We start from the raw sequence: 25,734 nt of genomic DNA, 5'->3' as shown, positions 1-25,734 counted from the left end.
GTTTTTCATTTATCTGTCAAATCAGGGCCGGGTCAGCCTGGAACCCCCGCCCCGCCAGGGGTGGGGCCCCCGGGGGGGCGCCCGGCCGGGGGCGCGGCGGCCCACCGGCGAGGCCAGTGAGGCTGGCCGCCATGCTGGCTGCGGCATGCTGCTGGCTTGCCGCCACCTCCACCGCACACGCCGCGATGAACTTCTGCGCGGCCCCCGCGCTGCAGACGAGCGAGCGCACGAGCGCGGATCCCGGCGTCAAGGCGCTGGTGGCCGAAGTGCAGGCGCACGTGAACGACGCGCCCCATCCGCTCGCGAAACTGCACACCGAAGGCACGCTGCCGCACGAGGGCATCTACGACCAGAGCGTGGAGGCGGAGAAAGAGCTCGACCTCATGCGCGACGCCGCGCTCGCGTGGCGAGCCACGAGCAACGACCGCTATCTGAAGCTCGTCGACCGTTTCCTCGCCGCCTGGGTCGCCACCTACCAGCCGAGCTTCAACCCCATCGACGAAACGCACTTCGAAGCGCTGATCCTCGCGTACGACATGACCGCGAGCGCGCTTTCCGTGAAGACGCGCAACGCGACGATGGCGTTCCTGAACCGCATGGGCAGCGGCTATATCGCGCAGGTGGACGCGCAGCCGCGGCCGCTGAAAGGCACGTTCGCGAACAACTGGCAGAGTCATCGGGTCAAACTGATTGCGATGATCGCGTTCACGCTCGACAACCGCAAGATGATCGCGGCGGCGCAGCGCCTGTTCGTCGAGCACATCGGCGACAACGTCGCGCCCGACGGCTCGACGCTCGACTTCGGCGAGCGCGACGCGCTGCACTACGTGACCTACGACCTGCAGCCGCTCGTGACGGCCGCGCTCGCCGCGCGCCGCCACAACCGCAACTGGCTGCCGGAAAAGGCCGCCAACGGCGCGACGCTGGCGAAGGCGCTCGACTGGCTCACGCCCTATGCGCTCGGCGAGAAGACCCACGAGGAATTCGTGCACTCGACGGTGCCGTTCGACGCGCGGCGGCGCGAAGCGGGCCTGCCCGGCTATGCCGGCGCATGGGACCCGCAGAACGCCGCCGAGCTGTATCACCTGGCCGCCCGACTGGACGGCCGCTATACGCCGATCGCGCTCAGGCTCGCGCCCACGCCACCCGCGTGGCTAGCCGTGTGCCTGCCGCTGCCCGCGCGTTGATGTTGCGTTGATGACGCGGCGCCTCGCGCACGGTTATTGCGCGATCGTTTGAAACAGTTTTTCAGCTTTTGAAGCAGGAGCAGTACTCATCATGGCAGTCAGCGTTTTCGATCTCTTCAAAATCGGCATCGGGCCGTCCAGTTCGCACACAGTCGGACCGATGCGCGCGGCGCTGATGTTCGCCGAAGGACTCGAGCGCGACAGCCTGCTCGCGTCCACTGCCTCGGTCAAGGTCGAGTTGTACGGCTCCCTTGGCGCGACCGGCAAGGGCCACGGCACCGACCGCGGCGTAATGCTGGGCCTGATGGGCGACGCCCCGGACACGGTCGACCCGGACACCATCGTCGAGCGTCTCGAAGCCGTGCGCACCTCGCGCCTGCTCGCGCTGCTCGGGCGCCACACGATCCCGTTCGTGCAGAAAGAGCACATCGCGTTCTATCGCCAGGCGCTGCCCGAGCACCCGAACGGCATGAAGCTGCGCGCGCTCGACGCCAACGGCGAGACGCTGCGCGAGAGCACGTATCTGTCCGTGGGCGGCGGCTTCGTCGTGACGGCCGGCGCCCCCAACACGAAGGTGCTGGCCGCCGTCGAGCAACTGCCGCATATGTTCCGCACCGGCGCCGAGATGCTCGCACTGTGCGCCTCGACCGGCAAGAGCGTCGCGCAGCTGATGCTGGAAAACGAGCGCGTCTGGCGCAGCGACGAAGAAATCCGCGCGGGCCTGCTGCGCATCTGGGGCGTGATGCAGTCGTGCGTGGCGCGCGGCTGCGGCATCGGCAATCCGGACGCCGACGGCACGCTGCCGGGACCCTTCAACGTGAAGCGCCGCGCCGCGCAGCTCTATCGCGCGCTCACCGGCAACCCCGAGCGCGCGCTGCAGGACCCGCTCTCGATGATCGACTGGATCAATCTCTACGCGATCGCCGTGAACGAAGAGAACGCGGCCGGCGGCCGCGTCGTCACCGCACCCACCAATGGCGCCGCGGGCATCATCCCCGCCGTGCTGCATTACTACGTGCGCTTCACGCCGGGCGCGAACGAGCAGGGCGTGATCGACTTCCTGCTCACGGCCGCCGCCATCGGCATCCTCTACAAGCTCAATGCCTCGATCTCGGGCGCCGAAGTCGGTTGCCAAGGCGAAGTGGGCGTGGCGTGCTCGATGGCCGCGGGCGCGCTCGCCGCCGTCCTCGGCGGCACGCCGCAGCAGGTGGAGAACGCCGCCGAAATCGGCATGGAACACAACCTCGGCCTCACCTGCGACCCCGTCGGCGGCATGGTGCAAATCCCCTGCATCGAGCGCAACGCCATGGCTTCGGTGAAGGCCGTGAACGCCGCACGCATGGCGCTGCGCGGCGACGGTGCCCATTACGTCTCGCTCGACTCGGTCATCAAGACCATGCGCGAGACCGGCGCCGACATGAAGACCAAGTACAAGGAGACGTCGCGCGGCGGACTCGCGGTGAACATCGTCGAGTGCTGATGCGCTACGCGCGTCACGCCTTTCATAGCGACACACATCTGGAGACATGATCGAGATGACGCAGCCGAACGAAACCGTTTCTTCCGCAACCACCACGGGCGCGCGCCTGCTCGTCGACGCGCTCGTCGCGAACGATGTGACGCGCGTGTTCTGCGTGCCCGGCGAAAGCTATCTCGCTGTGCTCGACGCGCTGCACGACGTGACCGGCCAGATCGAGACGATCGTGTGCCGCCATGAAGCGGGCGCCGCCAATATGGCGGAGGCAGCCGGCAAGCTCACCGGCAAGCCCGGCATCGCATTCGTCACGCGCGGACCGGGTGCGACGCATGCGTCGATCGGCGTGCATACGGCATTCCAGGACTCGACGCCGATGATCCTGCTGATCGGTCAAGTAGCACGCGAGCAGATGGACCGCGAAGCGTTTCAGGAAATCGACTACCGGCGCATGTTCGGCCAGATGGCAAAGTGGGTCGCGCAGATCGACGATCCGCGCCGCGTGCCCGAGTACCTGAGCCACGCGTTCCACGTCGCGACGTCGGGCCGTCCCGGCCCGGTTGTGCTCGCGCTGCCCGAAGACATGCTGAGCGAGCCGTTCCCGGCCTCGCAGGCGCAAGCGGTCGCACCCGCCGCTCAGCGCGTGCAGGCGTCGCCTTCGGCCGCGCAGATCGAGCGGCTGCGCACGCTGCTCGCGAATGCGAAGAAGCCCTTCGTGATCGCGGGCGGCCACGGCTGGACGCCGGCTGCGTGCGCCGATCTGCAGCGCTTCGTCGAGAACTGGCGCCTGCCCATCAGCCTCGCATTCCGCTTCCAGGACACGCTGAACAACGATCACCCGAACTACGCGGGCGACGTGGGCCTCGGCGTGAATCCGGCGCTTGGGCAGCGCATCCGCGAAGCGGACGTGCTGCTCGTACTCGGGCCACGTCTTGGCGAAGCGACAACAGGCGGCTACGCGCTGCTCGACATCCCGAAGACGAAGCAGACGCTGATCCACGTGCACCAGGGCGCAGAGGAACTGGGACGCGTCTATGCGGCCGATCTGCCGATCGTTTCGGGCCTGCCCGAGATCGTGTCGATGCTCGCGGCGCTCGAAGCACCGGCGCAGCCCGTATGGGACGGCGCCGCCGAAGAGGCCCACCACGCATATCTCGCGTGGCGCGAGCCGCGCCCGATGCCTGGCGATGTTCAGTTGGGCGAAGTGATGCAGCAGTTGCGCGCGCGTCTGCCCGACGATGCGATCGTCACGAACGGCGCGGGCAATTACGCAACGTGGCTGCACCGGCACTACGCGTACCGCCACTTCCGCTCGCAGCTTGCGCCCACGAGCGGCGCGATGGGCTACGGCGTGCCTGCTGCCATCGCCGCGAAGTCGCTCTATCCGTCGCGCACGGTGGTCGCGCTCGCCGGGGACGGCTGCTTCATGATGTCCGCGCAAGAACTCGCGACCGCAATGCAGTACGGGCTCGCCGTGGTGTTCATCGTCGTGAACAACGGGCATTACGGCACGATTCGCATGCATCAGGAGCGCCACTATCCGGGGCGCGTGCATGGTACGCAGCTCACGAATCCGGATTTCGCGGCCTTCGCGAAATCGTTCGGCGCGCACGGCGAGACGGTCGAATCGACGGGTGCGTTTCTGCCCGCGCTGGAGCGAGCCCTCAATGCGGGCGGTCCGGCGCTGATCGAAATTCGCATTCCGAAGGATGCGAGCACGCCCGCCGCGACGCTTGAGCAAATTCGCGAGACGGCCTTGAAGGCGCAAGGCTAGGCGCGCTTCATCTGGGTTCGAGGCCACGAACGGCCACGGTTGCGGCCAGACAAAACAAAGCCCTGCAGGAACACATCCCTGCAGGGCTTTTTTATGACTTCCAGTGGCGCAAAAGGCAGACGGCAAAAACCGCCCGCGCTTCACGCCGCGAGGCGCATTACTTGCCGCCCACGCTTTGCAGCGTCGTCCACTTGCCGTCCACGACCTTGTACAGCGTGATGCCACCGTTCTTCAGGTCGCCGTGCGAGTCGTACGCGAGATCCTTCGTCGTCACGGCCGGCATGCTGGTCTTCGCTAGGTACGGCAGGTACTTCGCCGGATCCGTCGAATTCGCCGCCTTCATTGCCGCGAACATCGCCATCGCGCCGTCATACGCATACGGCGAGTAGGTCTGGACGTCCTCGCCAAAGCGCTTCTTGTACTTCTCGACGTAAGCGTTGCCGCCCGGCATTTGGTCGAGCGGCAGGCCCGCGAGCGATGCCACCGTGCCATTCGCGGCGTCGCCCGCGATTTGCAGGAAGGTCGGCGTGTGAACCATCTCGCCGCCCATCAGCGGGGCCTTGATGCCAAGCGACTTCATCTGCTTGACCATCGGCGCGGCTTGCGCGTCGGCGCCACCGTAATAGATCAGGTCCGGGTTCTCGGCCTTGATCTTGGTCAGGATCGACTTGAAGTCCACGGCCTTGTCGTTCGTGTACTCGCGGTCGATGATCGTGCCGCCCGACGCCTTCGCCGCCTTCGAGAACTGGTCGGCAAGACCCTGGCCGTAGGCCGTGCGATCGTCAACCACGGCGATCTTCTTCATGCCGAGGTTCTTCACCGCGAACGTGCCGGCCACCGAACCCTGCTGCGTGTCCGAGGTCATCATGCGGAACGTGGTGTTGAAACCTTGCTGCGTGTACTCCGGCGCCGTGGCCATGGCGATTTCGGGAATGCCGGCGTTCGCGTAGATGCGCGAAGCGGGAATCGTCGTACCCGAGTTGAAGTGGCCGAGCATGCCCTTGATGCCGTCGTCGACGAGCTTCTGCGCGACGGTCGTGCCGGTGCGCGGGTCGGCCTGGTCATCGGCCGAATCCAGCACGAAATGGACCGCCTTACCGCCGATCACGGGCTTCGTGGCGTTCATGTCTTCCACGGCGAGCACGATGCCGTTCTGGAAGTCCTTGCCGTAGTGGGCTTGGGCGCCCGTCATCGGGCCGGCGAAACCGATCTTCACGTCCTCGACTTGCTGCGCGTGCGCGGTCCCCGCCAGCGACATGCCCGCGACGATCGCGGCGCCTGCCAGCTGCTTCATGGTGTGTTGCATAGCTTCTCCTTGGTACCAGGTATGGATGGAGCGGCTTGGGCCCAAGGCTTTGCCGCTTCCTTGTCCTGTGACGACCGATGCAGAGTATAGCGATCTCTGCTTAACCGATCGTCATCAGATTTGCATTGCCGCCCGCCGCGGCCGTGTTCACGCTCACCGAACGCTCCGTGAGGAGACGCTCGAGGGCGTAGTCTTCGTCGCCGTTCGCCAGCGCGTGGGCCGCGACGCCCTGCACCGAAACGATCGGCCCGCCACGCTTGGCCACTTCCTTCACGAGGGCGAGCAGTTCGTCGCTGTCGCCTTCGAAGAGGACGGCATCGTACTGCGCGTCGGCACCCTTTTGTACTCCCACATGCGCTTTGAGCGACGCCGGCAGCGCATTCGCGAGCGCCTCGCCCGCCGCGCCCGCGAAGAGCGCACGGTTGCCCGTCGCCAGCACCACGGCGAGCTGCGCGCGGGCGCCCGTCGCCGTGGAAGGCACGCACAGCACCGTGCCGCGCGCCGAAAGCGTGTAGGTGTTGCGCTCGCCCGTCGGCCCCGGCAGCACGGCGGTCGCTCCCGCCAGCACGTATTCGAGGTAGCCGTCGCAGCGGGCGGCCAGTGCCGGCTCGCGCTCGGCGATGAGCCAGTCGCGCAGCGCGGCGAGCGCCGAATGTGCGGACTGCGGCGCCGACTGCGGACGCTCGCCGCTCTCGCTTTGCGGCGCGTCGACCACCAGCGAGCGGACGAGCGACTGCGGCAGACCGGCCGGACGCTTGGCCAGCAGACGCGAGAGATAGAGCGCGCCGCCCGCCTTCGGACCGGTGCCCGAAAGGCCTTCGCCGCCGAACGGCTGCACGCCCACCACAGCGCCGATCACGTTGCGGTTCACGTAGATGTTGCCCACATGCGCGCGGCCGACCACGTGCGCGATGGTTTCGTCGATGCGCGTATGGATCCCGAGCGTGAGCCCATAACCGGTGGCGCGAATCTGTTCGAGCAGACGGTCGAGCTGGCTGCGGCGATAGCGGATCACGTGCAGGACCGGGCCGAACACTTCGCGCTTGAGCTCGTCCAGGCTGTCGATCTCGATGAGCGTCGGCGGCACGAAGGTGCCCGCGGCGCAGCCTTCGGGCAGCGGCATCTGCGTGACCTTGCGGCCCTTTTCGCGCATCGCGGCGATATGCCCGTCGATGCCGCGCCGCGCCTCCATGTCGATCACGGGGCCGACGTCGGCCGAGAGACGATCAGGATTGCCAATCGAAAGCTCCTTCATCGCGCCTGTGAGCATTTCGAGCGTGCGTTCCGCCACGTCGTCCTGCAGGCACAGCACGCGCAGCGCCGAGCAGCGCTGGCCCGCCGAATCGAACGCGCTTTGCAGCACGTCGGCCACCACCTGCTCCGCGAGCGCCGACGAATCGACGATCATCGCGTTCTGGCCGCCGGTTTCGGCTATCAGCGGGATCGGGCGGCCGTCGGAATCGAGGCGCTCCGCGAGCTTCTTGTTGATGAGGCGCGCGACTTCGGTCGAGCCCGTGAACATCACGGCGCTCGTGCGTGCATCGGCAACGAGCGCCGCGCCCACGGTCTCGCCGTCGCCCGGCAGCAGTTGCACGGCACCGGCCGGCACGCCGGCCTCGCGCAGAATGCGCACGGCCTGGGCGGCGATCAGCGGCGTCTGCTCGGCGGGCTTCGCGAGCACCGTGTTGCCGGCGGCCAGCGCCGCGGCCACCTGGCCCATGAAGATCGCGAGCGGGAAGTTCCACGGGCTGATGCAGACCACGGGGCCGAGCGGGCGATGCGTGTCGTTCGAGAACTCCTCGCGGATCTGCGTGGAGTAGTAGCGCAGAAAATCGACGGCCTCGCGGATTTCCGACACGGCGTTCGGCAGCGACTTGCCCGCCTCGCGCACGATCAGGCCCATGAGCGTGTGCATCTGCGCTTCGAGCAGGTCGGCGGCGCGCGCGAGACAGTCCGCGCGCTCCTCCGCGGGCGTGGCCTGCCAGATCGGCGCGGCGGCCACGGCGTGCGCGAGCGCGGCGCTCACGTGCGCCGGCGTCGCCTCGACCACGGTGCCCACGAGGTCGCGATGATCGGCCGGGTTGCGCACTTCGCGCGCCTCGCCCACGGCAATCTCGTTGCCTTCGAGCATGGGCATCGCGCGCCAGTGATGATGCGCGCTCGCGAGCAGCGCCGAAGAGAGCGACGCAAGGCGATGCTCGTTCGAAAGATCGAGGCCCATCGAATTGAGGCGCTCGCCGCCGTAGAGATCGCGCGGCAGCGGGATCTTCGTGTGCGGCGCGCCGGGCGGCACGACTCTGGCGGCTTCGTCGACGGGGTTCGCCACGAGCTCGCTCACCGGCACCGTTTCGTCGGCAATGCGGTTCACGAACGACGTGTTCGCGCCGTTCTCCAGCAGGCGGCGCACGAGGTACGCGAGCAGCGTCTCGTGCGTGCCGACCGGCGCGTAGACGCGGCACGGACGGTTGAGCTTGCCGGCCGCAAGCGGCCCCGTGACCTCTTCGTAGAGCGGCTCGCCCATGCCGTGCAGGCACTGGAACTCGTACTGGCCGGGATAGTAGTTGTTGCCTGCAAGGTGATAGATCGCCGACAGCGTGTGCGCGTTGTGCGTGGCGAATTGCGGATACACGGCGTCGGGCGCGCCGAGCAGCTTCTTCGCGCACGCGAGGTACGAAACGTCGGTGTAGATCTTGCGCGTGTAGACCGGATAGCCTTCGAGGCCGTCCACCTGGGCGCGCTTGATTTCCGTGTCCCAGTACGCGCCTTTCACGAGGCGCACCATGATGCGGTGACGGCTGCGGCGCGCGAGATCGACGATGTAGTCGATCACGAACGGGCAGCGCTTCTGGTACGCCTGCACCACGAAGCCGATGCCGTTCCAGCCCGCCAGCTCGGGATCGAAGCACAGCGCTTCGAGCAGGTCGAGCGAAATTTCGAGGCGGTCGGCTTCTTCGGCGTCGATGTTCAGACCGATGTCGTAGCGGCGCGCGAGCACGGCGAGCGCACGCACGCGCGGCAGCAGCTCGCTCATCGTGCGTTCCTGCTGCGCGCGCGAGTAGCGGGCATGCAGTGCCGAGAGCTTGATCGAAATGCCCGGGCCTTCGTAGATGCCGCGGCCGCCCGCCGCCTTGCCTATCGCGTGGATCGCCTGCTCATAGGAAGCGTAGTAGCGCTGCGCGTCGGCTTCGGTCGTGGCCGCTTCGCCGAGCATGTCGTACGAGTAGCGGAAGCCGCGCGCCTCGTACTTGCGGCTGTTGGCGAGCGCCTCGGAGATGTTCTCGCCCGTGACGAACTGCTCGCCCATCAGGCGCATCGCCATGTCCACGCCCTTGCGGATCAGCGGCTCGCCGCCCTTGCCGATCATGCGCGTGAGCGCCGACGAAAGGCCTGTCTCGCTGTTCGTCGTGACAAGCTTGCCGGTGATCATGAGGCCCCAGGTGGCCGCGTTCACGAACAGCGACGGCGCGTGGCCCACGTGGGATTTCCAGTCGCCCTTGCTGATCTTGTCGCGGATCAGCGCGTCGCGCGTGGCGCGGTCGGGAATGCGCAGGAGCGCTTCGGCCAGACACATGAGCGCCACGCCTTCCTGGCTGGACAGTGAGAACTCGTGGATTAGCCCTTCTACGCCGCCGCCCGTGCGCTTCGCGCGCAGCGTCTCGACGAGGCGCGTGGCGAGCTTCGTGACGTCGCCCGTGAGATTGGCGGGCAGACGCGCCTCGCCGATCAGGAACGGCACGCATTCCGGCTCGGGACGGCGGTACGCGGCCGTAATCGCCGCGCGCAGCACCGACTGCGGTTGCACGTTTTGCGCGAATTCGAGGAACGGGTGCGACGCCGCGTCGTCTTCGGCGTCGGTGGTGGCGCCGTCCGCCAGATCGGTGGCGCCCACGTGCCCGTTCAGCTCGGGCGGCAGTTGACCGTGCTCGATCTTTTCGAGGTAGGCGAAGATGGCTTGCTTGATGAGCCAGTGGGGCGTGCGCTCGAGGCGCGTGGCGGCGTCTTTCAGACGGGAGCGCAGGAGGTCGTCGACTTTGACGCCAAGAGTGGTGCTAGCCATGATTCCTTCGTTTGCCGGCTGACCCGCACCGGCCAATGACCAAAAAGTTGGCGCATCGTAACCTTCCAAATAAAAAGGTGCAACCATCCAAAGAGATGGTTGCACCGCTCGCGATCCCTTGTAGCGCCTGGGTTTGCGGCAAATGCCCGCCAGCCGGGGCAAGCCGGTAGTACTCAGTATTTTCCCTGACCCAAACTTTTTTTGACGCCCTTCACCGAAACGCATTCCCGCCGTTATACAGGTAGCAAGACGGGGGAAAGCAACAAGTACTGGAAGCGTTGAGGCCTGGAATGGAAAAGTTCATGGTGGTGGCGGGAATCTGGATCATGTGTGCGTTTTGCGCAGTGCTGTTCATTCGAGGCGCGTCGGCGCCTGCAATGCAGCGAGTGCGATATGAAAGAAAGCGATAGACGCGCTCGCGCCAGGCACCGCGGCTAGATATCGAGCGGATCGACTTCCAGATTCCAGCGCAGGACGCCGCGCAGCGACCTCAGCACCGGTAGCCATGCGCGCAGCGTGGCCTGAAGCGCCGCGCGCGACTGGCTCTCGACGAGCAGTTGCGCACGGTGGACGTTCATGACCTTCACGATGGTCATCGGCACGGCATCGTAGATGGTCACGCGTTCCGCGTCCGGGATGGCGGACAGCGCGCCGGCGGCCTCGCCGAGAAATGCAAGCGCCGCCTCCAGCGTGCGGCCCTCGGCACGCAGCAGCGCCTGGTAGACGAACGGCGGCAGGTGCGCGTCGCGCCGTTCCGCGAGCTGCGCGTTCGCAAATCCCACGTAGTCATGACGCGCCAGCGCGTGATAAAGCGCATGGCGCGGATAGCGCGTCTGCACCAGCACCTCGCCGGGCAAGCCCCCGCGGCCGGCGCGGCCGCTCACCTGCATGAGCTGGGCGAAGAGGCGCTCGCTCGCGCGGAAGTCGTGCGAGAAAAGCGCATTGTCGGCGTTCAGCACGCCCACCAGGGAAACGCGCTGGAAGTCGTGCCCCTTCGCGATCATCTGCGTGCCGACGAGGATGTCGACGTCGCCCGCATGCACGTCCGACAAGAGCGCCTGCGCGCTGCCCTTGCGGCGCGTGCTGTCGGCGTCGATGCGCAGCACCCGCGCGCCCGGCACCGCGCTCGCCAGTGCTTCCTCGATGCGTTGCGTGCCGCGCCCCATCGGCGCGATGTCGACGTTGCCGCACTCCGGGCACGAACGCGGGATGCGCGACTCCCAGCCGCAGTGGTGGCAGCGCAGCGCGTGCTCGGGCTTGTGCAGCACGACGTAGGCGCTGCAGCGCGGACAGCCGGCAACCCAGCCGCAGGCGTCGCACGAGAGCACCGGGGCATAGCCGCGCCGGTTCAGGAATACGAGACTTTGCTCGCCGCGCTCGAGCCGCGCCTTCATGGCTGCGACCAGCGGCCCCGAGAGCCCTTCGAACGACGCTCTCCCGCGCCGCCGTTCCTCTTCCAGATCGATCAGGCGCACGGCGGGCAACGCAGCGTCGGCCACCGCGCGCCGCGCGAGCGTCAGGCGCGTATAGCGGCCCCGCTCCGCCTGCCACCAGCTTTCCAGCGACGGGGTCGCCGAGCCGAGCACCACCGGCACGCCAAGCTGCTTCGCGCGCCATACGGCGAGGTCGCGCGCCGAGTAGCGCAGGCCCTCCTGCTGCTTGTAGGCGGGCTCGTGCTCCTCGTCCACGACCACCATCGCGAGACGCGGCAGCGAAGCCAGCACCGCGAGGCGCGTGCCGAGCACGATGCGCGCGCGGCCCGCATGCGCGGCGAGCCAGTTGCGCGCGCGCTCGCCTTCGGCCAGACCGCTGTGGAGCGTGACGATGGCGTCGTCGGCGAGCGTGGCCGCGAAGCGCGTGCGGAATGCCGCCTCGAACTGCGGCGTGAGATTGATCTCGGGGACGAGCACGAGCGCCTGGGCGGCGGGCTCGCGTTCGAGCAGCGCCGCGAGCGCGCGCAGGTAGACCTCGGTTTTGCCGCTGCCCGTCACGCCGAACAGCAAAAACGGCGTGAAGCCACGGGCGGCCGCGATCGCTTCGACGGCCTCCGACTGCTCGTCGCTGAGCGTCGGAACCGGTACGGCCAGTTCGGCGGCGACGCTGGCCGTACGGTCTCGATCGACGGCAGCGACCGCAGCGCCCCCGGCGGACCGCATGCCGAACTCGACGCGCTCGTATTCCACCCAGCCCGCCTCGCGCCAGCCTTCCAGCGCCGCCGCGGCCTTCGGGTGAAGCGCGCGTGCATCGGCAAAGTCGAGCTCGCCCCGTTCGGCGAGCGCCTGCGCCAGCCGCCGTAACGCCTGCGCCCGTGCTGGCAGCGCCTCGGGCAGCGCCTCGCGGCCCGCCGGCAGCAGCCGGTAGCGCTCCTCCGGCGCCAGCAGGCGGTCCCAGCGCGAAGGATCACGCAACGCCTGCGGCAACGCGGGTAGCGCGACCTCGCCCAACCCACGCTGGTAATAATCGGCAGCGAACTCCGCCAGCTCGATCCACGGCGCGGAAAGCGGCGGACAGGCGGCACACACGGCACCGACGTCGCGGAGCTTCTCGGGCGGAACCTCGCTGTGAGCGCTCACTTCACAGACGAGACCCACGACGTCGCGGCGGCCGAACGGCACGCGCACCAGCATGCCCGGCTGCGGCTCGGGGGCGTGTTCGGGATAGCGATAGTCGTAGAGCACCTGCAACGGATGATCGAGCGCCACGCGCACGAAGCGGGCCGTCACGGGTTTCTCCCAAGAGCTATCTGTGCGCCACCGCATATTCGGCCGCACTTAAAGTAAAACTTCACATTCAGCGCTAAGTTTTGGATTCCGCAGAACAATCATGCCCTCATCCCTGTGCCTGTGGATAACTTTGTTGAGAACTCACCGCTCGCACACCGGAAAGGCCGTCGCCGGGCCATTACGTGGGACAGCGCACAAATCGCCGTGGAGCGGCGAAAGCCTTGTCTGTCAAGGGTCTGATTGTCCAGATGCTGGTCAGGATGCGCGGCTGCGGCAATTTCTACCTCTTGCGCGCCGCAACGAGAAAAGTGTGCATAAGTCAAGTCTTGACTTCGGCGGAAGCGCTTCCCGCTGGCCGTTTAGGCCCATCCGCACCCTGACGCCCAGAGCCCAGTACATTGCGCTGCATCAAATTCGCCGCACCGAATCCGTGGCAATAAATCGGCCAATCCATGGTCAATGCGTGGTCAATACACGGTCAATGCGCGCCAGTATGAATCGTCCGGCTATGACGATGCACCTCGTCCACCAGTTCGGCGACATGCTCGGGCGGCGTGAATTGCGAAATGCCGTGGCCGAGATTGAAGACGTGGCCCGGATGGGGGCCGAAGCTGTCGAGGACTGCGCGCGCCTGCTCGCGTATCGCCGCGGGCGGAGCAAACAGCACCGTCGGATCGAGATTGCCCTGTAACGCGACGCGCCCGCCCACGCGTTCGCGCGCGCGGCCGAGATTCACCGTCCAGTCGACACCGACGGCATCCACGCCGGTCGCCGCAATCTCGTCCAGCCAGAGACCGCCTCCCTTCGTGAACGTGATGACGGGCACGCGCTCGCCGTCATGCTCGCGCTTGAGCGCCGCCACCACCTGAGCGATGTAGTTCAGCGAGAAACGCTGGTAGGTGCCGTCCGCCAATGCACCGCCCCAGGTGTCGAAGATCATGACGGCCTGTGCGCCTGCCTCGATCTGCGCATTCAGATAAGCGGCGACCGCCTGCGCATTCACTTCGAGAATGCGCTGCATCAGATCGGGCCTCGCGTACAGCATCGACTTGACCGTGCGGAAGTCGTCCGAACCGCCGCCTTCGACCATGTAGCACGCGAGCGTCCACGGGCTGCCCGAAAAGCCGATCAGCGGCACGCGCTGGCGCCCCTGTGCGTCGGTGAGCGCTCGGCGGATCTCGCGCACGGCGTCCGTGACATAGCCGAGCGTCGCGCCGATGTCCGGCACCGCGAGCTTCGCGACATCGGCTTCCGTTCGCACCGGATGCGCGAACTTCGGCCCCTCGCCCGCCTGGAAGTCGAGGCCGAGGCCCATCGCGTCGGGAATCGTCAGGATGTCGGAAAACAGGATGGCGGCGTCGAGCGGAAAGCGTTCGAGCGGCTGCAGCGTGACTTCGGTTGCGTAGTCCGGGTTCTTGGCGAGGCCCAGAAAACTGCCGGCGCGGCTGCGCGTGGCGTTGTACTCCGGCAGATAACGGCCCGCCTGGCGCATCAGCCAGATCGGTGTGTACTCGGTCGGCTGCCGCAACAGCGCGCGCAGAAAGGTGTCGTTCAGAAGGGTATGAGCCACGGGCGGGGGCGCTGGTGCGCTTCAGGATTCAGGAGCAAGCGGTCATTTTACCGGAGCGGCCGTGCCGGGATGGCGGTGATGGGCGGCATAACCGGGACACCGGCGCGCTCGGATCGGCCAACGCTTACCCGTGGCGCACGCGCGGGCTATCATCGAGCGGCTTTCCGAACCCGCTGGCCATTCGCCCTATTGCTATCGAGGAGACTCCGTGAAGAAGAAAGGAGCCGTTATCCGCACGTTCGTGACGTTCACCCTCCTTTGCACCAACGCCTGCGCCGTGCCCGCATGGGCGCAAAGCGCCGCCGCGCCCTCCCGGCTCGACGAAGTGATCGCGCGCGGCACGCTGCGCGCCTGCACGACCGGCGACTACAAGCCTTATTCGTACTATCGGCCGGACGGCGCGTTCGAAGGCATCGACATCGACATGACGGAGTCGCTGGCGAAATCGCTGGGTGTGAAAACCGAGTTCGTCAGGACAACGTGGTCTAACCTGACGAGCGACTTTCTCGCGAAGTGCGACGTGGCAGTGGGCGGCGTTTCGACCTCGCTCGAACGCCAGAAGCGCGCCTTCTTCACCGAGCCGTATCAGGTGGACGGCAAGACACCGATCGTCCGCTGCGGCGACGTTGCCAGGTATCAGACGGTGGCGCAGATCGACCAGGCGTCGACGCGCGTGATCGTGAACCCTGGCGGCACGAACGAGCGCTTCGCACGGCAGTTCTTCCCGCATGCGACGCTGACGGTCTACCCGGACAACGTGACGATCTTCAAGCAGATCCTGGCGGGCAAGGCCGACGTGATGGTCACCGACGCATCGGAGACATTGCTGCAGCAAAAGCTGAATCCGGGACTGTGCTCCGTGCATCCGGACCAGCCGTTCCAGTACGGCGAAAAGGCATGGATGGTGCCGCGCGGCGACGTGATCTTCCAGCAGTACGTCGATCAGTGGCTGCATCTGCTGCGCGCGAGCGGCGAATACCAGGTTATCTACGACAAGTGGCTCAAGTAAGCCGCTTTGCCCTCTGATGCGCGACTCACCGGGCATTAAATCGCACGAAGAGTTGCAACGGACCATTGCAGAGCACGGCGTGTGCCGAGTCGATGGAAAGTTGTCGAAAGACGGCGATGCGGTTCGCATCCGTGCATGGCATGCATGCTTTGCTTAGATCAATGCATCCAAATGTCCACGGGACGGACGTTTGTCTATGCACCGTGAATTCAGGAGATCGACGGCCCATTTGAGTGTCTGTGCGCCACACTACACGCCGGTAAAAATGACTTCGAAAAAACATTCAGGATGGCAAAAAATCCCTCGAAGCCTTACCTGGCGGGCGTTACAACCTGAAACACTTTGTTACCGCGAACCCCCATCAATTCGCCCACAATGCCTTCAACGGTTTCAACACGGATGTGGCTTGGTGTCAGTGTGAGCGGACATGAACCACCAGCCGGTCGGCAGTTTGCCGAAGCCCTTCCAAGGGGCATCCTTGTTGGAGCCGTACCGGCGTTACACCAGCGGTACGTAGCTATCCGGCTCCTTCTTTGGTCTCCTCGCGCTAACCCCGTAGCGTGTGGTTTTTAGCGGGCTCCAGGCCCGCTTTTTTTTCGTCTGCGCTTTTCTCATCCATTCCGGATCGACGCGTGTTGCCGACGGCTTCCGTTCGTTACCCATCCTTCGGTTTCCCGATCATTGCCACACAATGGCCCGCTACGCGGCTCGCTATTTTAACGCGGGCCATGTGTCGCAAATTGATATGGCGGGCGCTCACGCCGTCTTCTGCTCGTCGAGTTTCAGCTCTTCGATCATGCGTGCGCGCATCACGAACTTCTGCGCCTTGCCCGTCACGGTCATCGGCAACTCGTCCACGAAGCGGATGTACTTCGGGATCTTGTAGTGCGCAATCTGCCCCTGGCAGAATGCCTGAATCTCTTCGGCGCTGACCGCTTCGCCCGAACGCAGCACGATCCAGGCACATACCTCCTCGCCGTATTTCGCGTCGGGCACGCCGAACACCTGCACGGTTTGCACCTTCGGATGCCGAAACAGGAATTCTTCGATCTCGCGTGGATAGATGTTTTCCCCGCCGCGAATCAGCATGTCTTTCAGACGCCCGACGATGTTGCAATAACCGTCGGCGTCGAGCGTCGCCAGATCCCCCGTGTGCATCCAGCCGTCGACGATCGCTTCGGCCGTCTTCGCCTCGTCGCCCCAGTAGCCGAGCATCACCGAATAACCCTTCGTGCACAGCTCGCCCGTCTCGCCGACGGGCACGACGCTACCGAACGGATCCACGATCTTCACCTCGAGATGAGGCTGGATCTGCCCCACCGTCGTCGTGCGCTTGTCGAGCGGATCCGTGGTCGAACTCTGGAACGACACCGGGCTCGTCTCCGTCATGCCGTAAGCGATCGTGATCTCCGCCAGATGCATTTGCGAGACCACGCGCTTCATTGTCTCGATCGGGCAAGGCGAGCCGGCCATGATGCCGGTGCGCAGGCGCGAGAGGTCGAAGCGCGCAAAGTCCGGGTGATCGAGTTCGGCAATGAACATCGTGGGAACGCCATGCAGGGCCGTGCATTGCTCCTCTGAAACGGCTTCGAGCGTCGCGCGCGGATCGAACGCTTCGCCGGGGAACACCATGTTCGCCCCCACCGAAACGCAGGCGAGCACCGCGAGCACCATGCCGAAGCAGTGATAGAGCGGCACCGGGATGCAAAGCGAATCCGCCTCGGTAAGACGCATCGCCATGGCGATGAAGCGGCCGTTATTCACAACGTTGCGATGCGTGAGCGTCGCGCCCTTCGGATTGCCGGTCGTACCGCTCGTGAACTGGATGTTGATGGGATCGTCGGCATTCAGCGTGGCGCCGATCGCATCGAGCTCGACCTTGCCACCCCGTTCGAGCCGCTCGCGGCCGTCTTCGATCAATTCGCTAAAATTCAGCATCCCCGGCGTTTCGGTGTCGCCCATGCGGATCACCGCGCGCAGTTCCGGCAGCTTCGCCGCATGCAGATCGCCCGGGGTCGCGCTCGCGAGCTCGGGCGCAAGCGTTTGCAGCATGTCGAGGTACTTCGATGTCTTGAAGCTCTCGGCGGCGACAATCGCCTTGCAGCCCACCTTGTTCAGCGCGTATTCGAGCTCGGCCAGGCGGTAAGCCGGATTGATGTTGACGAGCACGGCGCCAACGCGCGCGGTGGCGAACTGGGTGAGAAGCCACTCGACGCGGTTGGGCGACCAGATGCCGACACGGTCGCCCTTACGAATGCCGATCGCGAGCAAACCCGCAGCGAGCACGTCGACCTCTTCGGCAAATTCACGCCAGTTCCAGCGGATGCCCTGCTCGCGAAACACGACCGCGGGCCGCTCCGGTACCCGCGCCGCGGTGTCCTGCAGAAAGGCCCCGAGGGTGGCATTGGAAAGCGGTACGGCGGTCGTGCCGCGTACATAGGAAAGCCCGTCTTTCGGCGCGATGAGCGCTTCGCGCGCATCGGGTGCGTCGATTGCCATGATGGCCGTCTCCCCGGGAGTCTCGATCCCGATTGAAATCCGTTTGAAAAACATTGTGCGCCGGGCCCGCAGGCGCCGGCATCAAGTTTTACCCGCAGCGCATACGCTGCGTCCGGGTCCCGAGGCACGCACCCTCGCCGCTCCCGAAGGCATGATTTCGCATTACCTTTCCGTAAACGTCAAGTGGGGAGTACGAGCAAAAAAAATGGGCCCCGTTGGGAGCCCATTTCACTTCGCACTACGCGGTACCTGATGGCACCAGCCTGATGCGCGCGTACGCCAGCTCAATGCTGGTTCATCTTGCGCAGGCGCTGGATCGCCGCGAGCTGCGCCACCGCGTAGGCCAGTTCAGCCTGCGCCGTCGCGTACTCGAGGTTCGAGCCGGCGTTCTGCAGTACCTCTTCAGCGCGCTTACGCGCTTCGTCGGCCTTCGCTTCGTCGAGATCCGCGCCGCGGATCGCCGTGTCGGCCAGCACCGTCACGACGCCCGGCTGGATTTCGAGAATGCCACCGGCGACGAACACGAACTCTTCCTCGTCGTTTTCAGCGACGATGCGCACGGCACCCGGACGGATACGCGTGATGAGCGGCGTATGACCCGGCAGAATGCCCAACTCGCCCGCCTCGCCCGGTAGCGCGATGAACTTCGCCCGGCCCGCGAAGATGCTCTCTTCGGCGCTGACGACGTCTACCTTGATGGTTGCTGCCATATATGTCGACTCCTGATCCTGAGTAAGTTGCGTGGGCGTGGCGCCTCGCGAACGAAGCACCGCGCCCCTTTTTCAGCAACTCAACCTTTACTGGATCTTCTTGGCCTTCTCGAAGGCTTCGTCGATCGTGCCGACCATGTAGAACGCCTGCTCCGGCAGATGATCGCACTCGCCGTCGACGATCATCTTGAAGCCGCGGATGGTTTCCTTGAGCGGCACGTACTTGCCCGGCGAGCCCGTGAAGACTTCCGCGACATGGAACGGCTGCGAGAGGAAACGCTGGATCTTGCGTGCGCGGGCGACGGCCAGCTTGTCTTCCGGCGACAGTTCGTCCATGCCCAGAATCGCGATGATGTCGCGCAGTTCCTTGTAGCGCTGGAGCGTCTGCTGCACGCCACGCGTGATCGAGTAGTGCTCTTCGCCAATCACGTTCGGGTCGATCTGACGCGAGGTCGAATCGAGCGGGTCCACGGCGGGGTAGATGCCGAGCGAAGCGATGTCACGCGAGAGCACGACGGTTGCGTCGAGGTGGCCGAAGGTCGTGGCCGGTGACGGGTCCGTCAAGTCGTCCGCAGGGACGTACACGGCCTGAACCGAGGTAATCGAGCCCTTCTTGGTCGACGTGATGCGCTCTTGCAGCTTGCCCATTTCTTCAGCCAGCGTCGGCTGATAACCCACTGCCGACGGCATCCGGCCGAGCAGTGCCGACACTTCGGTACCGGCCAGCGTGAAACGGTAGATGTTGTCGACGAAGAACAGCACGTCGAGGCCTTCGTCACGGAAGTACTCGGCCATCGTCAGACCGGTCAGCGCGACGCGCAGACGGTTGCCCGGCGGCTCGTTCATCTGGCCGTACACCAGCGCGACCTTGTCCAGAACGTTCGAGTCCTTCATTTCGTGGTAGAAGTCGTTGCCCTCACGGGTACGCTCGCCCACGCCCGCGAACACGGAGTAACCGCCGTGCTCCTTCGCGATGTTGTTGATGAGCTCCATCATGTTGACGGTCTTGCCCACGCCCGCGCCACCGAACAGACCCACCTTGCCGCCCTTGGCGAACGGGCAGATCAGGTCGATCACCTTGATGCCGGTTTCGAGCAGTTCCGCCGAAGGCGAGAGCTCGTCGAACGCCGGGGCGTTCTGGTGGATCGCGCGCGTCGTTTCGCTGACGATCGGGCCCGCTTCGTCGATCGGGCGGCCGAGCACGTCCATGATGCGGCCGAGCGTCGGCTTGCCGACCGGCACGCTAATGGGCTTGCCCGTGTTCTTCACCACGGTGCCGCGGCGCAGACCGTCCGACGCACCCAGACAAATGGTGCGCACGACGCCGTCGCCAAGCTGCTGCTGCACTTCGAGGGTCAGTTCCGTGCCTTCGAGAATCAGTGCGTCGTAGATCTTCGGCATGTGCTCACGCGGGAACTCCACGTCGATCACGGCGCCGATGCACTGTACGATCTTGCCTTCCGGCAAAGCAGTTGTACTCATCGATTTTCCTTTCAATACCTGAATTCTTCAGTCGCGCAAAGGCGCACTCTCGAGCCAAGTTCCGGTCCGCTTACACAGCGGCGGCGCCGCTGACGATCTCCGACAATTCCTTCGTGATCGCGGCCTGCCGGCTCTTGTTGTACGACAGCTGCAGTTCGCTGATCACCGTCTTCGCGTTGTCCGAGGCGGCCTTCATCGCAACCATGCGCGCCGACTGTTCCGACGCCATGTTTTCCGCGACCGCCTGGTACACCAGCGCTTCAACGTAACGCACGAGCAACTCGTCCACGACCAACTGCGCATCCGGCTCGTAGATGTAATCCCACGACGCTTTCGGCGTGCCGTCGTCGGCGCTGGCGTCGAAGTCCTCCGCCGACAGCGGCAGTAGCTGCTCGATCACCGCCTCCTGCTTCATCGTGTTGACGAAGCGCGTGTAGGCGAGATAGACGGCCGACAGCTTGCCTTCCGAATACATGTCGAGCTGCGCCTTCACGGCACCGATCAGCTTTTCGAGGTGCGGCGTGTCGCCGAGCTGCACCGACTGCGACACCACCTTCGCGCCGAAACGATTCAGGAAACCGAGACCCTTGCTACCGATTGCGGTGGCTTCGATCTTCACGCCCTTCTCGTCCAGCTCCTTGAACTTCTGCAGTGTCGCGCGCAGCACGTTGGTATTCATACCGCCGCACAGACCCTTGTCGGTCGTAACGAGGATGAGACCCGCAGCCCCGGCGCCTTCGTTCACCATCATGAACGGATGGCGGTACTCCAGGTTTGCACGGCTCATGTGCGCGGCGATGGCACGGACCTTGTCGGCATACGGGCGAGCCGCGCGCATGCGCTCCTGGGCGCGGCGCATCTTCGATGCGGCCACCATCTCCATCGCCTTGGTGATCTTGCGCGTGTTCTGCACGCTCTTGATCTTGCCGCGAATTTCCTTCATTCCAGCCATAACTTGCTCCTTTGTCGACCCAAGTTAGCGCTTTAGCGCTTACTCGGGTCCCAGTCCGTTTATCGTGTTTGATTCCCGGACGGATCAGTATGCGCCGGACTTCTTGAAGTCCTTGATAGCCGCATGCAGCGCGTTCTCGTCGTCCTTCGACAGATCCTTCGTGTCCTCGATACGCTTCACGAGGTCGGCGTGGCTCGTCTTCAGGTACTCGCGCAGGCCCTTTTCGAACGGCAGAACGTCCTTCACCTCGAGGTCGTCGAGGTAGCCGTTGTTCGCCGAGAAGAGCGCGACAGCCAGCTCCCACACCTGCAGCGGCTGGTATTGCGGCTGCTTGAGCAGTTCCGTCACGCGGCGGCCGCGCTCGAGCTGCTTGCGGGTGGCTTCGTCGAGATCCGAGGCGAACTGGGCGAATGCGGCCAGTTCGCGATACTGCGCGAGGTCGGTACGGATACCGCCCGACAGCTTCTTGACGATCTTCGTCTGCGCTGCGCCACCGACGCGCGACACCGACACGCCGGCGTTGATAGCCGGGCGGATACCCGCGTTGAAGAGGTCGGTTTCGAGGAAGATCTGGCCGTCGGTAATCGAGATCACGTTCGTCGGAACGAACGCGGTCACGTCGCCGGCCTGCGTTTCGATGATCGGCAGGGCGGTGAGCGAACCCGTCTTGCCCTTCACTTCGCCGTTCGTGAACTTCTCGACGTAGTCGGCCGAAACGCGCGCGGCGCGCTCGAGCAGACGCGAGTGCAGATAGAACACGTCGCCGGGGTAAGCTTCACGGCCCGGCGGGCGGCGCAGCAGCAGCGAGATCTGGCGATAGGCCCAGGCTTGCTTGGTCAGATCGTCATAAATGATCAGCGCGTCCTGGCCGCGGTCACGGAAGTATTCGCCCATCGTGCAGCCCGAGTACGGCGCGAGATACTGCAGCGCGGCCGATTCCGAAGCCGAGGCGGCCACGACGATCGTGTACTCCATCGCGCCCGTTTCTTCGAGCTTGCGCACCACGTTCTGGATCGACGAAGCCTTCTGGCCGATCGCGACGTAGATACAGATGAGGTTCTTGCCCTTCTGGTTGATGATCGTGTCGACGGCCACCGCGGTCTTGCCGCACTGACGGTCGCCGATGATCAGCTCGCGCTGGCCACGGCCGATCGGCACCATCGAGTCGATCGACTTGAGGCCCGTCTGCACCGGCTGCGACACGCCTTCACGCCAGATCACGCCCGGGGCGATCTTTTCGACCGCGTCGGTCAACTTCGCGTTGACCGGGCCCTTGCCGTCGATCGGGTTGCCGAGAGGATCGACCACGCGGCCGATCAGTTCCGGGCCCACCGGCACTTCCAGAATGCGACCCGTCGTCTTGACGATGTTGCCTTCCGAGATGTGTTCCCACTCGCCCAGAATCACCGCGCCGACCGAGTCGCGCTCGAGGTTCAGCGCGAGGCCGAAGGTGTTGCCCGGAAATTCGAGCATTTCACCCTGCATCACGTCCGAAAGGCCGTGGATGCGCACGATACCGTCGGTCACGGAGATCACGGTGCCCTGGTTGCGAACGTCTGCGCTCGCTTCAAGGCCCTGGATCCGGCTCTTGATCAGCTCGCTGATCTCAGAGGGATTGAGTTGCATTATTCGCTCCTGATGTTCAATTCTGTTGCGTGCCAGCCGCTGCTGCGTGCAATCGATGCTCAGGCGGCCAGTACCGCTTGCATCCTGGCGAGCCGCGCGCGGACCGAGGTATCGAGCACTTCGTCGCCGACCGTGACGCGCACGCCACCGATGAGCGACTCGTCGACTTCGACGGAAGGCTTCAGCTTGCGTTTGAACTTGTGTTCGAGACTGGCGACGAGGTCGTTCAACTGTGCGCCTTCGAGCGGAAACGCGCTGACGATCAACGCGTCGGCTGCGCCCTCTTTGGCGTTCTTGAGCGATTCGAACTGCTCGTGAATTTGCGGCAGCAGTTCCAGGCGATGGCCCGCAACCAGCATCTGCACGAGGTTCTTCGCCTCGGCGCTGTCCTTGAGCGGCGACTTCACCGCCGACAGCAGCAGATCGACGACCTGGGCGTGGCTCACTTTCGGGCTCGACGCGATCGACAGCACCTCGGGCAAAGCCGCAACCTGCGCCAGCTCGGCGACGAGCGAGGACCAGGCTGCGACGTCACCCGCTTCGGCCACGGCGAACAGGGCTTCTGCGTACGGGCGGGCGATGGTTGCAAGTTCGGCCATGATCAGAGCTCGGCTTTCAGTTGATTCAGCAGGTCGGCATGAGCCGTCTGGTCGACTTCGCGCTTCAGGATCTGCTCGGCACCGTGGACGGCGAGTGCGGCGACTTCCGCGCGCAGTCCTTCACGCGCCTTGATGACCTGCTGCTCGGCGTCGGCTTTCGCCTGGGCGACGATGCGCGCCGCTTCCGCGTGCGCCTGGCCCTTGATTTCTTCGGCGAGCGCCTGCGCGCGCTTTTCGGCTTCGGCGATCCGGTGCTGGCCTTCAACACGGGCCTGCGCGAGATCCTGCTCGACGCGCTTGTGCGCCGCCGCCAGTTCCTCTTGCCCCTTTTCGGCTGCCGACAGACCGTCGGCAATCTTCTTCGAGCGCTCATCGAGGGCGTTGACCATCGGCGGCCACACGAACTTCATCGTGAACCACGCGAGGATCAGGAACACGATCAATTGCGCAAACAGGGTTGCGTTGAGATTCACGGTGTTTCCTTCCAAACGTTGCTATAGAGATGCCCGGCAACCGGTGGCCGGATCCAGTGGATCGCCACCCCGGCCGGGCATCCCGTCACTGGCCCCGCGCCGGGCCCGACTCAGTTTGGCAAACTCCACGCCGGAGTCGCGTGCAATATTCGCGGCCAATCTCAGTATGGGCGAGACGCGGTCATCCAGGGAAACTTATCCCGCGATCTTCGACAACAGCGGGTTGGCGAACGCGAACAGCATGGCGATACCCACACCGATCAGGAATGCAGCGTCGATCAGGCCAACCAGCAGGAACATCTTCGTTTGCAGCGGGTTCATCAATTCGGGCTGACGTGCGCAGGCCTCGATGTACTTGCCGCCCATCATGCCGATACCGATACATGCGCCACAAGCGCCCAGACCGATGATGATGCCGATACCGATGGCGGTCGGCCCTTGAATGAGAGCGGTCAGAGCGTGGATGTTGGCGAGCAAATCTTGCATGATTATTCCTCTGAAAAAGACTTGATTACTTGATTTAAAAAAACCGGAAAGCCAGTTAAAGAAACCGGTAAAGCGAGACCCAAACCACAACCTGATGCTACGGGCAGCGCGGCCTTAGTGCTTGTCGTGCGCCTGGCCGAGATAAACCAGCGTCAGCATCATGAAAATGAACGCCTGCAGCAGCACGATCAGGATGTGGAAGATTGCCCAGACGCTGCCCGCGATCACGTGCCCGATAAAGCCAAGCACACCGAAATCCAGGCCGAAGCCCCACATGCCGCCCAGAAGCGCGATCAGCAGGAACAGCAGTTCGCCCGCATACATGTTGCCGAACAACCGCATCCCGAGCGAAACCGTCTTGGCCACGTATTCGATAATGTTCAGCGCGAGATTGGGAATCCAGAGCAGCGGATGGGCGCCGAACGGCGCCGTGATCAGCTCGTGCAGCCAGCCGCCCAGGCCCTTGATCTTGATGCTGTAGTAGAGCATCAGAATGAAGATGCCGAGCGCCATCCCGAAGGTCGCGTTGACGTCGGCGGTCGGCACGATCCGCTGGTGCGGAATCGCCGAGGAAAGGCCAAGCAGACCAATGACACGGCCGGCCAGATCGACCGGCAAGAGGTCGAGCGAATTCATCAGGGCAACCCAGATGAACACGGTCAATGCCAGCGGTGCAATAAAGGTGCGGCTGCCGTGGATCATGCTCTTGGCCTGATCCTCGACCATCTCGACCAGCCACTCGATCGCGCATTGAAAGCGCGACGGCACGCCCGACGTAGCCTTGCGTGCGGCCAGCCACAGAATGAGAATGGTCGCCAGGCCAGTCAGGATCGACCAGAACAGCGTGTCGTAATTGATGATGGAGAAGTCGACGACGCTCGATTGCGGCTTGCTCGAGAAGAACGTCAGGTGGTGCGTGATGTATTCCGCAGGTTCGAGCAGGTGCGATTCGCTTGCTGCCATTTTTTCAGACACCTTAGCAATATTAAAATACGTTCGGCCTGCCGCCCTCGGTTCATCGGCACGCCGGCCGCCAGGGCGCGCGCACGATTACCGAACTCGACAGACACTGATCAAAACGCCAGTGCGACCCAATACGCCTTGAGCCCCACCAGGTAGGCCGCCAACATCGGCAGCCAGCGCACCTCATGATACGTCTCGCCGATAGCGACGAAGAGCGCCAGCGTGATGCCGGCCTTGAACGCTTCGCCCGCCACCAATGCCATCCTGGAGCGGCCTCCTGAGCGCTTCAGGTACAGCGCGAACAGGCCGCCCGGAACCCAGCACACGGCGCCGCCAAGCAAGGCCGACAGGACGGCATGCATGGACCGGTCAAAAAACAGCCAGACAATTAGCGCCACCAACAACGACAAAGCTATTTGTGCTGCCACGACCCGCAGCGGCGTTACACGCGACGGACGATCCACTTTCGGGCCGAACAACTTCCTGGCTTCATCCCGCGTAAGTGGAGTAATTGTATTTTCTTGCTCGATGTCCCAATCATCCCGAGGGGATGATGTCCGATCGTTGGAGCGCTGCTGCGCCCCCCGCGGAGCTGACGCCTCAGACGGCGACAGGTCAGGCGATTTGCGCATCATGCAGATCCTTGGTCCGGCCTACGCCTTACACAAGGCCTTCAGGCGCATCAAACTGTCAATCCGGCCAGATTGTAAGCGATAGTGGCAGGTGATTCAAGATTTTAGGTCGCTCTGTAACGCCTGTGAAACAGCGCATCATGATGCGAAAAAGCGGCCTTTTCGAGGGGAATAAACGACGACTGTAAGGTTCTCGCGTGCGCCTGAAAATG

General features: G+C 64.6%; 18 protein-coding genes. 4 read left to right on the top strand and 14 right to left on the bottom strand.

Features of this window, described 5'->3' with window-relative positions; translation table 11 throughout:
• The first annotated feature begins 131 nt into the window (after positions 1-131).
• The 3 genes from V8683_RS01775 (at position 132) to V8683_RS01765 (ending at position 4,435) form a co-directional block, all read left to right on the top strand.
• Positions 132-1,187 (top strand): alginate lyase family protein, encoded by a 1,056-nt coding sequence (locus V8683_RS01775; RefSeq protein ID WP_411188027.1) that lies wholly within the window; start codon positions 132-134, stop codon positions 1,185-1,187.
• A gap of 91 nt (positions 1,188-1,278) precedes the next feature.
• Positions 1,279-2,667: an L-serine ammonia-lyase gene (locus tag V8683_RS01770; RefSeq protein ID WP_411188025.1), complete on the top strand. Its 1,389-nt coding sequence runs from the start codon at positions 1,279-1,281 to the stop codon at positions 2,665-2,667.
• A gap of 55 nt (positions 2,668-2,722) precedes the next feature.
• Entirely contained in the window at positions 2,723-4,435 is a 1,713-nt protein-coding gene (locus V8683_RS01765) for a thiamine pyrophosphate-binding protein (RefSeq protein WP_411190470.1), read from the top strand.
• A gap of 157 nt (positions 4,436-4,592) precedes the next feature.
• Here V8683_RS01765 and V8683_RS01760 read toward each other — a convergent pair whose 3' ends face one another.
• From V8683_RS01760 to hemE, 4 genes are all read right to left on the bottom strand, one after another.
• A complete protein-coding gene (locus V8683_RS01760) occupies positions 4,593-5,741 on the bottom strand; it encodes a branched-chain amino acid ABC transporter substrate-binding protein (RefSeq protein ID WP_411188023.1) in 1,149 nt (382 codons plus the stop codon).
• Between the two features lie 100 nt (positions 5,742-5,841).
• A complete protein-coding gene (gene putA, locus V8683_RS01755; RefSeq protein ID WP_411188021.1) occupies positions 5,842-9,798 on the bottom strand; it encodes a trifunctional transcriptional regulator/proline dehydrogenase/L-glutamate gamma-semialdehyde dehydrogenase in 3,957 nt (1,318 codons plus the stop codon).
• 434 nt (positions 9,799-10,232) lie between these two features.
• The gene (locus V8683_RS01750; RefSeq protein WP_411188019.1) at positions 10,233-12,521 is read right to left on the bottom strand and encodes a primosomal protein N'; all 2,289 of its coding nucleotides are present in this window, start codon (positions 12,519-12,521) and stop codon (positions 10,233-10,235) included.
• A gap of 478 nt (positions 12,522-12,999) precedes the next feature.
• A complete protein-coding gene (gene hemE / locus V8683_RS01745; protein WP_411188017.1) occupies positions 13,000-14,091 on the bottom strand; it encodes a uroporphyrinogen decarboxylase in 1,092 nt (363 codons plus the stop codon).
• 241 nt (positions 14,092-14,332) lie between these two features.
• On the opposite strand from hemE, the gene V8683_RS01740 reads away from it, so the two are divergent.
• A complete protein-coding gene (locus V8683_RS01740) occupies positions 14,333-15,100 on the top strand; it encodes a transporter substrate-binding domain-containing protein (RefSeq protein ID WP_411190468.1) in 768 nt (255 codons plus the stop codon).
• Positions 15,101-15,856: 756 nt separating this feature from the next.
• Here the strand turns inward: V8683_RS01740 and V8683_RS01735 are convergent.
• From V8683_RS01735 to V8683_RS01690, 10 genes are all read right to left on the bottom strand, one after another.
• Positions 15,857-17,599: an AMP-binding protein gene (locus tag V8683_RS01735; RefSeq protein WP_411188015.1), complete on the bottom strand. Its 1,743-nt coding sequence runs from the start codon at positions 17,597-17,599 to the stop codon at positions 15,857-15,859.
• A 284-nt stretch (positions 17,600-17,883) separates the two neighbouring features.
• The gene (locus V8683_RS01730) at positions 17,884-18,309 is read right to left on the bottom strand and encodes a F0F1 ATP synthase subunit epsilon (RefSeq protein WP_027793064.1); all 426 of its coding nucleotides are present in this window, start codon (positions 18,307-18,309) and stop codon (positions 17,884-17,886) included.
• 87 nt (positions 18,310-18,396) lie between these two features.
• Positions 18,397-19,791, bottom strand: coding sequence for a F0F1 ATP synthase subunit beta (gene atpD, locus V8683_RS01725; protein ID WP_411188013.1), 1,395 nt, complete (start codon positions 19,789-19,791; stop codon positions 18,397-18,399).
• 70 nt (positions 19,792-19,861) lie between these two features.
• On the bottom strand, positions 19,862-20,743 hold the full coding sequence (atpG, locus tag V8683_RS01720; RefSeq protein ID WP_411188012.1) for a F0F1 ATP synthase subunit gamma: 882 nt from the start codon (positions 20,741-20,743) through the stop codon (positions 19,862-19,864).
• 84 nt (positions 20,744-20,827) lie between these two features.
• The gene (gene atpA, locus V8683_RS01715; protein WP_411188010.1) at positions 20,828-22,369 is read right to left on the bottom strand and encodes a F0F1 ATP synthase subunit alpha; all 1,542 of its coding nucleotides are present in this window, start codon (positions 22,367-22,369) and stop codon (positions 20,828-20,830) included.
• 59 nt (positions 22,370-22,428) lie between these two features.
• Positions 22,429-22,968 carry a F0F1 ATP synthase subunit delta gene (locus V8683_RS01710; protein ID WP_411188008.1) on the bottom strand — a complete coding sequence of 180 codons (540 nt, stop codon included), beginning with the start codon at positions 22,966-22,968 and terminating at the stop codon, positions 22,429-22,431.
• Positions 22,969-22,970: 2 nt separating this feature from the next.
• On the bottom strand, positions 22,971-23,441 hold the full coding sequence (locus tag V8683_RS01705; protein WP_411188006.1) for a F0F1 ATP synthase subunit B: 471 nt from the start codon (positions 23,439-23,441) through the stop codon (positions 22,971-22,973).
• Positions 23,442-23,636: 195 nt separating this feature from the next.
• A complete protein-coding gene (atpE, locus tag V8683_RS01700; RefSeq protein ID WP_156954257.1) occupies positions 23,637-23,927 on the bottom strand; it encodes a F0F1 ATP synthase subunit C in 291 nt (96 codons plus the stop codon).
• A gap of 114 nt (positions 23,928-24,041) precedes the next feature.
• Positions 24,042-24,890, bottom strand: coding sequence for a F0F1 ATP synthase subunit A (gene atpB / locus V8683_RS01695; protein ID WP_411188004.1), 849 nt, complete (start codon positions 24,888-24,890; stop codon positions 24,042-24,044).
• A gap of 110 nt (positions 24,891-25,000) precedes the next feature.
• Complete coding sequence (locus tag V8683_RS01690) at positions 25,001-25,525, bottom strand: ATP synthase subunit I (RefSeq protein ID WP_411188002.1); 525 nt, start codon at positions 25,523-25,525, stop codon at positions 25,001-25,003.
• Positions 25,526-25,734: the final 209 nt, after the last annotated feature.

Source organism: Paraburkholderia sp. AV2 (assembly GCF_054968425.1).
Note: the sequence above shows the minus strand (reverse complement) of the source record. Positions and strands in the feature narration are given on the sequence as shown.

Bases quoted from the DNA above. Each gene is read 5' to 3' on its own strand.
- V8683_RS01775 (WP_411188027.1), top strand. From the start codon at position 132: ATGCTGGCTGCGGCATGCTGCTGGCTTGCCGCCACCTCCACCGCACAC.
- V8683_RS01770 (WP_411188025.1), top strand. From the start codon at position 1,279: ATGGCAGTCAGCGTTTTCGATCTCTTCAAAATCGGCATCGGGCCGTCC.
- V8683_RS01765 (WP_411190470.1), top strand. From the start codon at position 2,723: ATGACGCAGCCGAACGAAACCGTTTCTTCCGCAACCACCACGGGCGCG.
- V8683_RS01760 (WP_411188023.1), bottom strand. From the start codon at position 5,741: ATGCAACACACCATGAAGCAGCTGGCAGGCGCCGCGATCGTCGCGGGC.
- putA (WP_411188021.1), bottom strand. From the start codon at position 9,798: ATGGCTAGCACCACTCTTGGCGTCAAAGTCGACGACCTCCTGCGCTCC.
- V8683_RS01735 (WP_411188015.1), bottom strand. From the start codon at position 17,599: ATGGCAATCGACGCACCCGATGCGCGCGAAGCGCTCATCGCGCCGAAA.
- V8683_RS01730 (WP_027793064.1), bottom strand. From the start codon at position 18,309: ATGGCAGCAACCATCAAGGTAGACGTCGTCAGCGCCGAAGAGAGCATC.
- atpD (WP_411188013.1), bottom strand. From the start codon at position 19,791: ATGAGTACAACTGCTTTGCCGGAAGGCAAGATCGTACAGTGCATCGGC.
- atpG (WP_411188012.1), bottom strand. From the start codon at position 20,743: ATGGCTGGAATGAAGGAAATTCGCGGCAAGATCAAGAGCGTGCAGAAC.
- atpA (WP_411188010.1), bottom strand. From the start codon at position 22,369: ATGCAACTCAATCCCTCTGAGATCAGCGAGCTGATCAAGAGCCGGATC.
- V8683_RS01710 (WP_411188008.1), bottom strand. From the start codon at position 22,968: ATGGCCGAACTTGCAACCATCGCCCGCCCGTACGCAGAAGCCCTGTTC.
- atpE (WP_156954257.1), bottom strand. From the start codon at position 23,927: ATGCAAGATTTGCTCGCCAACATCCACGCTCTGACCGCTCTCATTCAA.
- atpB (WP_411188004.1), bottom strand. From the start codon at position 24,890: ATGGCAGCAAGCGAATCGCACCTGCTCGAACCTGCGGAATACATCACG.
- V8683_RS01690 (WP_411188002.1), bottom strand. From the start codon at position 25,525: ATGATGCGCAAATCGCCTGACCTGTCGCCGTCTGAGGCGTCAGCTCCG.